We start from the raw sequence: 11,977 nt of genomic DNA on the forward strand, positions 1-11,977 counted from the left end.
TTGTCTTAAGGCAATCTTTTTTTCTTGAGATTTTCTTGACAAGCACTTGATTTCGATTTATACTATATTCAATTTACATAAAAGGAGTTATCCAATGAAAGTAGCAGAGAAAGAAGAGCTTTATAAATACCTTTCTGCAGCCTACAACCTTCCGCAGGAAGCATTTTCAGAAGCCCTGCGTGAAAAAATATTGGAGGTAGCAGGTCAGCTGGACAAGGAGGAAAATCTCTATATACTGGCAGGACACTTAAGTCGCTTTATCAATGCAGAGTTAACAGCTCTGACTTGCCGAGCGCCTAAGGAATTGGTGCAACTAGCCCATTACCTTCAAGAGGTTCAAAACCAATATCGCTATGCCAGTCTTTTTCCAGGAAAGGTAAAATAGGAGAAAACATGACAGAATATACAAAACCACTCGTTTGGAAGTGGGAAGATGAAAATGACAACCGATCTGGCAACCGTCCAACAGCGGGCAGTCGCTTTGAGCAAGACCTACCAAAGGGAGAGAAGCCTTTCCAAGTCTATTCATTGGGGACGCCGAATGGCATTAAGATTGCTATTATGTTGGAGGAGTTGAAAGAGTTAGGTATTTCGGAAGCTGATTATGACCTCTTTCTCATCAATATCGGTCAAGGAGACCAATTTGGCTCCGATTTTGTTGCCATCAACCCCAACTCCAAAATACCAGCTATGGTAGATTATTCCGAGCAAGAACCGATTTCGGTCTTTGAATCAGCCAATATTCTCCTCTACTTGGCAGAAAAGTTTGACGCCTTCCTACCAAAAGCCTGGGCAGAGCGGACAGAGGTTCTTAATTGGCTCTTCTGGCAAACTGGCGCCGCTCCATTTGTTGGTGGAGGATTTGGACATTTCTTCCATTACGCTCCGACAGCGCAAGAATATCCGATTAATCGCTATACAATGGAAACTAAGCGTCAGCTGGATCTCTTGGATCGACTATTGGCGACAAGAGAATATGTAGCTGGAAATACCTATACCATCGCAGATATTGCTATCTGGTCTTGGTATGGTCGCTTGGTTCAAGGAGAACTATATCCAGGCTCGGCAGAATTTTTAGATGTTGATTCTTACAAGCATCTAAAGTCCTGGGTAGAGAAAATAGCCCAACGCCCAGCTGTACAACGAGGGTTGACAGTGAAATATCATTCAATTGATAATTAATTGACTTGCCTACCTTATGGGTGGGTTTTTCTTTTACTTTGGTATGATAAAAGTTTATAATGAAAGAGTTAGACTTTGTGAAAATCCAAAAACAGAAATTAATAATTGATACTCAATGAAAATCAGAATTAGACTAGGCGACGTAGATGCAGATAGAACTGAAGTTCATCAAATCAAGTCAACAACGTCTGATTTTGATTTTCGAAGAGTATGAGTTTTTCCTGTCTTATATTTACATAGAAAGTAATAGAAAAATGTCCGAAAAAGTTGAAATGCAGCAGTCCAAAGAACAGGCGACAATGGCCAGAGGCTTGGCTTGGTTGACTGCTGGAAATATTCTTAGTCGCCTGCTTGGTGTTGCCTATGTTATTCCCTGGTATATTTGGTTAGGGGAATATCGAGCTGAAGCCAATGCCCTCTTTAGTATGGGGTATCAAATCTATGCTAACTTCTTATTGATTTCAACAGCTGGTCTTCCGACAGCTATTGCCAAACAAGTAGCTAAATACAATGTCTTGGGTAAAGAAGAGGTGTCGCTCTACTTGGTCAGAGAATTCTTCAAGCTCATGTTGGTCTTTGGAGCTGTCTTTGCAGGGGTCATGTATCTAAGTGCTCCGTGGTTGGCAGACGCATCGGGGTCGAAGGAAAAGTTACTTCCAGTCATGTATAGTCTAGTCCCGCCTCTCTTTATCTTCCCAGCCATGAGTATCTTGCGTGGTTTTTTCCAGGGTCGGCACGATATGAAGCCCTATGCGATCAGCCAGCTTGCAGAGCAGCTGGTACGGGTTATCTGGATACTGGCAGCAACATTTATGATTATGAAGTTGGGTAGCGGTGACTATCTTGAAGCAGTTGTCCAATCTACCTTTGCAGCTTTTGTCGGGATGATTGCTAGTGTTGGGATTTTAGTTTATACTTTATGGAAGCAAGGTTACCTTGGTAAGTTACTTCATGCTAAGAAACAAAAGATTTCTTTGGATACAGGTCAACTTATTAAGGAAACTGTTCGAGATGCGATTCCGATTATCATTTTAGGTCTAACGATTCAATTATTGCAGTTTATTGACCAAGTCACATTTATTCGTGTTATGGAAAGAATTACGAATTACAGTAATTCGGAACTTTTGGAACTTTATTCGTATATGGCTGCCAATCCAAGTAAGATTACGATGATGATTATCGGGATTTCACTGAGTCTGGGAAGTGTTGCTATTCCATTGATTACAGAGAAATTTGTCAAGAAAGATTTGAAGGCGGCGTCTCATTTAGTGGCGGATAATCTACAATTACTCTTTATATTCACTATACCGGCAATTGTTGGAACAGTCCTGTTAGCTGGGCCACTCTATACGATTTTTTACGGACCGTCAGAGCCTATCGCCATTACTCTATTCATTTGGAACTTATTTTTAATTTTACCTCTGGGACTATATTCTGTCATTAGTGTAGTCATTCAAGCAATATTTGAAAATAGAAGAGCGATTTATTATTTCTTGATTGGGATGCTAGTGAAAATCGTTTTACAAGTACCAATGATCTATGTCTTTAAGGTATATGGTAGCTTTATCTCAACGATATTTGGGTTGGGAATTATGCTGTACCTCTTCTATAGACGAATTAACAAGGTTCTGCATATTGATGAAAGACTAGTGATAAAAGATATTGCGACCATTAGTTGGATTTCTATCGTAATGGGACTCGTTGTATGGGGGATTGAATTTGTCCTGAATCTTATTCTTCCAGCAAATGGCTATGTATCTAGCTTTATCCACTTGGCTGTTGCAGGTGGAGCAGGTATGCTTGTTTTTGTCATCTTGACATTGAAGACTCGTCAGCTAGATCGTTTAATTGGAAGTCGGGCTCAGAGTTTACGGAGGAAATTGCGCCTAGGCTAGTTTGTTTTAAAAATCTCTATTTTCTACTATTGAAAAGCTGGGAAAAAGAGGCGTTTTAGAATGTGAGAAGGAAAGTTCGTTGAGGATTTTCCTTTTTTCTTGGAGATTTCAGTATAAAAAAAACGGTTTTTGTGGTAGAATAGTAGGGATAAAAAAGAGGAGAGAGATGATGAAACCTAAATACGAACGTATTCTAATCAAACTATCTGGTGAGGCCTTGGCTGGTGAACGTGGTGTCGGTATTGACCTTAAAACTGTTCAGGAAATGGCAAAGGAAATTCAGGAAGTCGCAGAATCAGGTATTCAGATTGCCCTTGTTATTGGTGGTGGTAACCTTTGGCGTGGAGAACCTGCTGCTGAAGCGGGTATGGATCGAGTTCAAGCAGACTATACAGGCATGTTGGGGACTGTTATGAATGCTCTTGTAATGGCTGATTCCCTTAAACAGCTTGGTGTGGATACACGTGTGCAGACAGCGATTGCGATGCAGTCAGTTGCAGAGCCTTATATTCGTGGTCGTGCTCTTCGTCATCTTGAAAAAGGTCGCATTGTTATTTTTGGAGCTGGTATTGGTTCTCCGTACTTCTCAACGGATACGACAGCGGCTCTTCGTGCTGCAGAAATTGAAGCGGATGCGATTTTGATGGCTAAAAATGGTGTGGATGGCGTCTACAATGCTGATCCGAAGAAAGATGCTAATGCAGTTAAATTCAATGAATTGACCCACCGTGAAGTGATTAGTCGTGGTTTGAAAATCATGGATGCGACGGCATCAACTCTCTCAATGGACAATGATATTGATTTGGTCGTGTTCAATATGAATGAACCAGGGAATATTAAACGTGTTGTCTTCGGTGAGCCAATCGGTACTACCGTTTCAAATTCTTCAGAAGAAAAATAAATCATATCGTCATTTAATTTTTCTTTTATGTACTTCGACGATCGAGGAAATATTGTTTCCTTATTTCCAACTTCAAACGGGAGTGGGAAAGAACTCGACCAAGATAAAAGAGTTCGTCTTTCCACCCCTGCACAGTTGATTAGGCCAGATTTGGAGTGCAAAACACGAACAAATCTGCCAATCAACCACTGCGCTGAGATGTTGACACGAACTCTGAGTAGTGGTCCTGGGCTTTTTGCCCAGCCTCATTTGAACTCGCCTTGCCTAACTTCAGTTATGCCTGTGGCTCGTTGCCTAGTACTAAAAGTAAACTAAAAGACTGTAAAAAAAAATACAAAGAAGGAAGTCTTATGTCTAAAGAAATTATTGCTAAAGCGCAAGAGCGCATGAATCAATCTCATCAGAGTTTGGCACGTGAATTTAGCCACATTCGTGCTGGCCGTGCCAATGCTAGTTTGTTGGACCGTATTTCCGTTGAGTACTACGGTTCTCCAACACCATTGAACCAGTTGGCTGGTATTACAGTGCCAGAAGCGCGTGTTCTATTGATTACTCCGTTTGATAAGTCAATCTTGAAGGATATTGAGCGTGCTTTGAACGCTTCAGATCTTGGTTTGACGCCACAATCTGACGGTACTGTTATCCGTTTGGTTATTCCTGCCCTTACAGAGGAAACTCGTAAGAACTTGGCGAAGGATGTGAAAAAAGTTGGCGAAAATTCAAAAGTTGCCATCCGTAATATCCGTCGTGATGCCATGGATGAAGCAAAAAAAGCTGAAAAAGCAAAAGAAATCACTGAAGACGAATTGAAGTCACTTGAAAAAGATATTCAAAAAGTAACAGATGATGCTATCAAAACAATTGATAAAATGACTGCCGACAAAGAAAAAGAATTGTTGGAAGTTTAATCAACAAGTTTTTAGGCTACAACAACAAATCATCACCGGGCTGTCTAACTTCCAGTGGTGAACCAATAAGAAATCTAATGGGGGGAGTTAGACAAGACTTCCCCCCACTTTTTAATCAGAAAGAAGAAAATCATGAATGATTTATTAGCACAGTATATCGTTGGTTTAGTGACTGACGAAAACGATCAGTTTTACTTTGTCCAAAAAGAGGGTAGAACCTTTGCTCTTTCTAAGGATGAAGGAGAACATAGTCTAGGTCAATCTGTTAAGGGATTTGCCTATACCGATATGAAACAAAAACTCCGTTTGACAACTAAGGAAGTTGGGGCGAGTCGTACCAGCTTTGGTTGGGGAACTGTTACAGAGGTACGTAAGGATTTGGGTGTCTTTGTGGATACAGGTCTGCCAGACAAGCAAGTGGTTGTTTCCTTGGACATTTTGCCTGAAATCAAGGAACTCTGGCCGAAAAAAGGGGATCAGTTGTACGTCAAATTAGACGTCGATAAGAAGGACCGCATTTGGGCTCTGCCAGCTTTTCAGGAAGATTTTCAGAAAATGGCTGGACCTGCTTATGACAATATGCAAAACCAAAATCTGCGAGCGATTGTCTATCGTTTGAAAATGAATGGTACTTTTGTTTATTTGCCAGACAACAACATGCTTGGTTTTATCCACCCAAGTGAACGATTTGCGGAACCACGTCTGGGTCAGGTTTTGGAGGCGCGTGTCATCGGCTACCGTGCAGTTGATCGGACCTTGAACTTGTCTCTCAAGCCACGTTCATTTGAGATGCTGGAAAATGATGCTCAGATGATATTGACTTATCTGGAAAGCAATGGAGGTTTCATGACCTTGAACGATAAGTCTGCTCCGGAAGACATCAAAGCCACCTTTGGTATTTCCAAAGGGCAATTCAAAAAAGCTCTTGGTGGTCTGATGAAGGCTGGGAAAATAAAGCAGGACTCAGTGGGAACAGAATTGGTATAGGAGGCGTCTATGCTCGTATATATTGCTGGTAGTGGAGCAATGGGGTGTCGGTTTGGTTATCAATTATCTAAGACAAATCATGAAGTGATTTTGCTGGATAATTGGGAAGAACATATCGAAGCAATTCGAGAAAATGGCTTGAAAGTGTCTGGAGGTGTAGAGGAAACTGTACACTTACCCATCATGAAACCGACCGAAGCAACGAGAGAAGCAGATTTTATCATTCTATTGACAAAGGCTGATCAGTTGCCCAAGATGTTGCGGGATATTAAGCCGATTATTGGTCCAACTACCAAGGTTTTGAGTCTCTTGAATGGTTTGGGGCATGCGACGACCATGCGTCGGTACGTGCCAGATGAAAGTATCATGGTTGGGGTGACCATGTGGTTGGCGGGACTAAAGGGTCCTGGACATGCTCACTTAGAAGGTCCGGGTTCTATCTCCGTTCAGCATATTCTTGGTGATGAGCATTCAGTTGCGGATATTATTGAAATGCTGAATGACGCTGGGCTAAATGTGACCTATGACAATCATGTTGTCAGTGCTATTTGGCAGAAAGTCTGTGTCAATGGTGTGATGAATCCAACTTGTACCATTTTAGACTGTACAATTGGTGAATTATTTGGTACGGAGGCTGGACTGAATCTAGTACAGGGGATTTTCAAAGAATTTATTGCTGTTGCTAAGTCTGAGGCAGATGGAATTGACGAAGAAGCTATTTGGAAATATGTTATTGATGCTTCGAAGAAGGCTTCCAATCACTATCCATCTATGCACCAGGATTTGGTCCAACATGGTCGAAAGACAGAAATTGATTATCTGAATGGAGCAGTTGTATTCAAAGGCAAGCGAGCAGGCATCCCTACGCCATACTGTCAGATGATAACAGACATGGTTCACGCCAAGGAAAGTATGCTGGGGTTGAGATAGGAGAAAGTCATGCTGATTGAAGTGGAAACGATTGAAGAATATATGGTTGCCTTGCCTGAGAATCGGAAGGAAGCGGTTGAACGGCTCCATCAAGTGATTGTGGAACAGTTACCAGCTGGTTTTGAAGTAGGCATCTTGGGAGGTATGATTAACTATTATGTGCCGCTTAATGCCTACCCTGATGGTTATCATTGCACACCGGGAGAGCCCCTGCCTTTCCTTGCCTTGGCATCACAAAAGGCACACATCGCCCTCTACCACATGGGAATCTATATGGACCAAGAATTGAATGATTGGTTCGTTGCTGCTTATCAAGCACAGGTGCCTACCAAACTGGATATGGGCAAGTCCTGCGTTCGTATGAAAAATCCCAAGAATATTCCTTATGAATTGATAGGGGAATTAGTTAGTAAGATGTCTATGGAGCGCTATATAGAGCTCTACGAAAAAAATCATAGAAAGTAGATGTAGTGAGAAGAAGTTTTTATTCTTGGTTGATGACCCAGCGCAACCCGAAAAGTAATGACCCAGTAGCTATCTTGGCAGATTATGCCTTTGATGAATCTGATTTTCCTAAGCAATCAGATAATTTCGATGAAGTCAGTCGTTTTTTGGAGGAATCGGCCAGCTTTGCCTTTTCCATGTCTGATTTTGATGCGATTTGGGAAGATTATTTGGGACATTGATGGATAAAATAGTACAAAATAGCCTTGTTTGGGCTATTTTTGTTATAATAGAGAAAAGCACAGGAAAAGGAGCAACTCTTGCTAGAACATTCAATTGATATTCAACTCAAGCATCCAGATGATTCGTTTAGTCTATTTGGTTCGAATGAACGCCATCTGAGATTGATGGAACAGGAACTAGGTGTGGTTATTCATGCCCGTACGGAAAAAGTGCAGGTGATTGGACAGGAAGAACATGTAGAACAAGCGCGTCTTGTTATCCAGTCTCTCCTTGTCTTGGTTAGTCGTGGTTTGGTTATCAATACACCAGATGTGGTGACAGCTATTTCCATGGCAAAAAATGATGAGATTGAGAAATTCGTTGCCCTCTATGAAGAAGAGATTATCAAGGATAACTACGGCAAACCCATTCGCGTAAAGACTCTTGGTCAAAAACTCTACGTGGATAGCGTAAAGCGTCATGACATCGTGTTTGGAATTGGACCTGCTGGTACAGGTAAGACCTTCTTGGCGGTTACTCTAGCTGTCACAGCCCTCAAGCGGGGACAGGTCAAGCGCATTGTCCTGACACGTCCTGCGGTCGAGGCAGGCGAAAGTTTAGGCTTTTTGCCAGGGGATTTGAAAGAAAAAGTAGATCCCTATTTGCGCCCTGTCTATGATGCCCTCTACCAGATTTTGGGCAAGGAGCAGACCACGCGCCTAATGGAGCGGGAAATCATCGAGATTGCACCGCTGGCCTATATGCGTGGTCGGACCTTGGAAGATGCTTTTGTCATCTTGGATGAGGCACAGAACACCACCATTATGCAGATGAAGATGTTCCTAACCCGTCTGGGCTTTAATTCCAAGATGATTGTCAATGGGGATATTAGCCAGATTGACCTGCCGCGCAAGGTTAAGTCAGGTTTGATTGATGCGACGGAGAAGCTGAGCAAAATACCGCAGATTGATTTCGTGCATTTTTCAGCCAAGGATGTGGTTCGTCATCCAGTTGTTGCCCAGATTATCAATGCCTATGAAGAGGAGGCTCTGGCAGCTGATAGTCGAGCAAGTTTTGAAACGATTGGGGAGCCTAGTCGGAAATACAATGGTGAGGAGTAGTTGTTTCATTGGCTGATATATAAAAGAATTGTGATGCTAGTTACATTTGATATACAATAAACAGTTCAAATGGACGATACTGTAAGTGACGAAACAAATAGGAGCTTAGTCCAAATGAGTGACTTACAGCATATCGTAAAATCACATCGTACAGCAAATATCAACTATTTGTCACAAGTTATACCAAGCCTATTGTCCGACTCCCTTAAAGCATTGTCACAATGTTGCTTTGTCTAAGGTATCAGATAAATCTATTAAAATATTGCTAGTACTTCCAGTTAGTTGGATTAGAGATTAAATCTCAACGCCATTTTCGAACCAGCCCTCATTGTAGCGGATAGAGGTCGTAAAACCTATAACTTTATGAATCGTTACCAATAAAAAGGCTGGTTCTATCTGATTCGGATTCGAGATGGGAAAAGCAGCACGAAACCGAGTTTTACTCCCTTTCTTTTCGCATGTTCGGCACCGATAAGTATGAAAACCTCGTGGCCAATTGTGATAAATCTGTAGACTATATAAAAAGCCTCCTTTTGTGTTGTCCGAACATAAAAATCCCAAGTATTACATCGGAAAAATACTTGGGATTAGATATCATAGATTAACTGATCAGAGTTAACTTAGAGACATTGATTGATGACAGGGCTTTTATGCACGAATAACAAGAAGTGGCTTAAGACCAAAACTTCTCTGCAATTTCTTGGCCTTGTTTAATTTTTGCCCACTGTTGCGGGATGGCTAATTCATTACCTGAATCACATGAAGCGAATCCACATTGATGTGACAAGTAGAGACGCTCTTTTGGAATAATCTTGCTTGCTTCTTCGAGTAATTTATAAACACGTTCTTCATCATCCAAATCAGAAGTTTTACTTGAAAGTAGACCAAGAACGACTTCGACATTCTTATCACGCAAGCTTTCCAAAGCTTTTAAATCACCTGCACGTTCATCATCCCACTCAAGGAAGAATCGATCGTATTTTTGGTCACGCAGGAATTTTTCAGCAATGGCTTCGTAAGTTCCGCCAGCTGCTGAGCGGCTTTCATAGTTACCACGGCAGTTGTGCGTCCAGACGGTCAAGCCAATTTCATGCCCGTAATCAATAACAGCATTATTGATAGCAACAAACTCGTCAGCCAAAGCAGCCAATGCTTCAGAATCGTCTTGTGGTAAGAAAGGTACAGGGTTAGCAGGGTCGAATAATTCCCAAAGGCAGTCATCGAATTGAACGATTTGTCCACCAGCATCCTTGTACTGGTCTAAAAATTCTCTATAGGCAGCCAATAAACCTTCTTTCAAATCCTCACGTGTTTTATAAACTTGGTCTGGACCGATTTGACCATTGAAGAGAACAAGCTCGGTAAAGGCATGGGCAGGTCCCCATACAGTTAACTTTGTATCAGTTTCACCAGCTAGTTCTTTAACTTTTTTATAAATGTCAATGAAATGGTGATTTTTTGCTGAAAGAGGACCGGTGATACGCAATCCAATATCCTTACGTGTTTCAAAAATTTGTCCATCATGGTCTTTAAAAGGATAACCATGCTCAGCAATGTAACGCTCGATACCATCGAAGCCCCAGACAAAGTCAAGATGCCACATTGATTTTGAAAACTCACCGTCTGTTACAATATCAATACCATTTGCTTTTTGCTCAGCGACAATCGCCTCGATAGTTGCAGCTTCAGTTTCTTGATAGCCATCAAAGGCGTCGTAGAATGGGTATTGGATATTGTCACGATGCTCAATTTTACGTTTAAATTCTCCTAAGTTTGCTGGCCGAAGAAGTGAACCGACTAATTGGAATCTTGAAGTTGTCATATATGTATCTCTCTTTCTTTCGTTTTAGTGATGAACCTATTCTAACTCATAAGCTATCATTTGAAAAATAGTTATTTTCATGGCAAATCCATAGTTAAAAACTATAACTAGAAAAAATAGACGGAAATAACTTTCTATCATTTGTCAACTATGGTATAATCAAAAGTACTGAAATCCGAACATTAGGAGACTTAGGAGAAAAATGAAAAAACAATCACCCTTTATAATTGCAGGAATCGTCATGCTAGGGGTCGTGATGCGTGCCCCCTTTACAGCTTTGCCTGCTATTTTGACAGATGTGGCAGCAGGACTGGGAGTAGAAGTGAGTTCATTAGGAATTTTAACCTCTATTCCGCTCATCATGTTTGCTCTCTGTTCATCCTTAGCACCGCGTCTTGCGGCTAAGTTTGGCATGGAAAAACTAATGGCCCTGGTCTTACTGGTCATGGTGCTTGGTTCAGGGATGCGAGTTCTCAACTTACCAGCCCTTTACATTGGTACAATGCTTGTTGGTGCTACAATAGCGTTTATTAATGTTTTGCTACCAAGTTTGGTTGCGGCTAATTTTCCAAAGAAAATTGGTCTGTATACGACGATTTATATCACTCTCATGGGGGTGGCGGCAACAGTTGCATCCATGATTGCTGTTCCAATTGTATCCTCTAGTTCTTGGGAATTTTTTATTCTGTTAATTACAGGATTGGTGTTTATGGCTTTCCTAATCTGGTTGCCTAATGTAAAAAATAACCATCGATTTGCAAGTGAGAACCAAGGAAAACAGAAATCATCTATCTGGAAAAATAAAGCAGCGATTGCCTTTTTGATATTTGGTGGGCTACAATCAGTTCTCTACTATACAGAGATTACCTGGTTGCCAACCATTTCTCAATCAGTTGGCTTTAGTAAGGCAGAAGCAGGTCTAATGGCTGGTTTCTTCAATATGACAGCTATTCCCATGTCTATGATTATCCCAGCTGTTCTTTCCCGTCAGACAAAAGAAATGCGTCGAAATATCATGCTGGCTATTTCATCTGTTACCTTGCTTGGCTTGGTCATGATGGCATTGATTCCGACCAATCTCATTCTTTGGTCAGCACTTCACATTATTTTAAGTTTTTCAAATGCAGCGCTCTTCCCTTATATGATGTTGAGCTTTACTTTGAAAACAAGCAACAGCCAGGCTACTGCTCAGCTATCAGGAATGGTGCAGACAGGTGGCTATCTCATTGCAGCATTTGGACCAGGCCTTCTCGGTTATAGCTATCCAATCTTCGGAAACTGGATGCCATTGATTCTTGCTTTGGCTATCGTCACACTTGCCATGATGTGGACTATTGTTCTCATTGAAAGAGAAGATATTATCTTATAAAGTATAATCCCTTAAGAAGGCTGGCATTTTTCTGTGAAAATGGCAGAGCTTCTAAGGGATTTTTGGTCAAGTCATAACCACCCGTGAAAACGGGTGGCTTGTACACCGGCTATAAGCCGTTTCTCTCCAGCGACGTCTAAAGACGTTCGCTGAACTTCGTTCAGGTTAGTGCTATAATTACTTGACTAATGCCCGT

General features: G+C 41.4%; 12 protein-coding genes. 11 read left to right on the forward strand and 1 reads right to left on the reverse strand.

Going from position 1 to position 11,977, the window contains the following annotated elements; all coding sequences use genetic code 11:
* Positions 1–94 precede the first annotated feature (94 nt).
* From ODU39_RS08165 to ODU39_RS08210, 10 genes are all read left to right on the forward strand, one after another.
* A complete protein-coding gene (locus ODU39_RS08165) occupies positions 95–385 on the forward strand; it encodes a hypothetical protein (protein ID WP_024384954.1) in 291 nt (96 codons plus the stop codon).
* Positions 386–393: 8 nt separating this feature from the next.
* Positions 394–1,182, forward strand: coding sequence for a glutathione-dependent disulfide-bond oxidoreductase (yghU, locus tag ODU39_RS08170; protein WP_398580212.1), 789 nt, complete (start codon positions 394–396; stop codon positions 1,180–1,182).
* A 254-nt stretch (positions 1,183–1,436) separates the two neighbouring features.
* Positions 1,437–3,077, forward strand: coding sequence for an oligosaccharide flippase family protein (locus tag ODU39_RS08175; RefSeq protein ID WP_398580214.1), 1,641 nt, complete (start codon positions 1,437–1,439; stop codon positions 3,075–3,077).
* A 166-nt stretch (positions 3,078–3,243) separates the two neighbouring features.
* The gene (pyrH, locus tag ODU39_RS08180; RefSeq protein ID WP_015445263.1) at positions 3,244–3,978 is read left to right on the forward strand and encodes a UMP kinase; all 735 of its coding nucleotides are present in this window, start codon (positions 3,244–3,246) and stop codon (positions 3,976–3,978) included.
* Between the two features lie 350 nt (positions 3,979–4,328).
* Positions 4,329–4,886, forward strand: a complete 558-nt coding sequence (gene frr, locus ODU39_RS08185; protein WP_024384951.1) for a ribosome recycling factor — start codon at positions 4,329–4,331, stop codon at positions 4,884–4,886.
* Between the two features lie 132 nt (positions 4,887–5,018).
* Complete coding sequence (gene cvfB, locus ODU39_RS08190; protein WP_044758237.1) at positions 5,019–5,873, forward strand: RNA-binding virulence regulatory protein CvfB; 855 nt, start codon at positions 5,019–5,021, stop codon at positions 5,871–5,873.
* Positions 5,874–5,882: 9 nt separating this feature from the next.
* Entirely contained in the window at positions 5,883–6,803 is a 921-nt protein-coding gene (locus ODU39_RS08195; RefSeq protein ID WP_398580213.1) for a 2-dehydropantoate 2-reductase, read from the forward strand.
* 9 nt (positions 6,804–6,812) lie between these two features.
* On the forward strand, positions 6,813–7,268 hold the full coding sequence (locus tag ODU39_RS08200; RefSeq protein WP_136671398.1) for a DUF1801 domain-containing protein: 456 nt from the start codon (positions 6,813–6,815) through the stop codon (positions 7,266–7,268).
* Positions 7,269–7,273: 5 nt separating this feature from the next.
* On the forward strand, positions 7,274–7,489 hold the full coding sequence (locus tag ODU39_RS08205) for a YozE family protein (RefSeq protein ID WP_105256414.1): 216 nt from the start codon (positions 7,274–7,276) through the stop codon (positions 7,487–7,489).
* A gap of 78 nt (positions 7,490–7,567) precedes the next feature.
* On the forward strand, positions 7,568–8,590 hold the full coding sequence (locus ODU39_RS08210; RefSeq protein WP_044678479.1) for a PhoH family protein: 1,023 nt from the start codon (positions 7,568–7,570) through the stop codon (positions 8,588–8,590).
* A gap of 673 nt (positions 8,591–9,263) precedes the next feature.
* Here the strand turns inward: ODU39_RS08210 and ODU39_RS08215 are convergent.
* Positions 9,264–10,412 (reverse strand): cobalamin-independent methionine synthase II family protein, encoded by a 1,149-nt coding sequence (locus tag ODU39_RS08215; protein ID WP_105243106.1) that lies wholly within the window; start codon positions 10,410–10,412, stop codon positions 9,264–9,266.
* Positions 10,413–10,614: 202 nt separating this feature from the next.
* On the opposite strand from ODU39_RS08215, the gene ODU39_RS08220 reads away from it, so the two are divergent.
* Positions 10,615–11,781, forward strand: a complete 1,167-nt coding sequence (locus tag ODU39_RS08220) for an MFS transporter (protein ID WP_105139086.1) — start codon at positions 10,615–10,617, stop codon at positions 11,779–11,781.
* The last annotated feature ends 196 nt before the right edge of the window (positions 11,782–11,977 follow it).

Origin of the sequence: Streptococcus sp. 2021WUSS126 (assembly GCF_044427255.1) — a bacterium.
GTDB lineage: Bacteria > Bacillota > Bacilli > Lactobacillales > Streptococcaceae > Streptococcus > Streptococcus hashimotonensis.

Excerpts from the sequence above, each read along its gene's own strand:
- ODU39_RS08165 (WP_024384954.1), top strand. The coding sequence starts at position 95 with ATGAAAGTAGCAGAGAAAGAAGAGCTTTATAAATACCTTTCTGCAGCC.
- yghU (WP_398580212.1), top strand. The coding sequence starts at position 394 with ATGACAGAATATACAAAACCACTCGTTTGGAAGTGGGAAGATGAAAAT.
- ODU39_RS08175 (WP_398580214.1), top strand. The coding sequence starts at position 1,437 with ATGTCCGAAAAAGTTGAAATGCAGCAGTCCAAAGAACAGGCGACAATG.
- pyrH (WP_015445263.1), top strand. The coding sequence starts at position 3,244 with ATGATGAAACCTAAATACGAACGTATTCTAATCAAACTATCTGGTGAG.
- frr (WP_024384951.1), top strand. The coding sequence starts at position 4,329 with ATGTCTAAAGAAATTATTGCTAAAGCGCAAGAGCGCATGAATCAATCT.
- cvfB (WP_044758237.1), top strand. The coding sequence starts at position 5,019 with ATGAATGATTTATTAGCACAGTATATCGTTGGTTTAGTGACTGACGAA.
- ODU39_RS08195 (WP_398580213.1), top strand. The coding sequence starts at position 5,883 with ATGCTCGTATATATTGCTGGTAGTGGAGCAATGGGGTGTCGGTTTGGT.
- ODU39_RS08200 (WP_136671398.1), top strand. The coding sequence starts at position 6,813 with ATGCTGATTGAAGTGGAAACGATTGAAGAATATATGGTTGCCTTGCCT.
- ODU39_RS08215 (WP_105243106.1), bottom strand. The coding sequence starts at position 10,412 with ATGACAACTTCAAGATTCCAATTAGTCGGTTCACTTCTTCGGCCAGCA.
- ODU39_RS08220 (WP_105139086.1), top strand. The coding sequence starts at position 10,615 with ATGAAAAAACAATCACCCTTTATAATTGCAGGAATCGTCATGCTAGGG.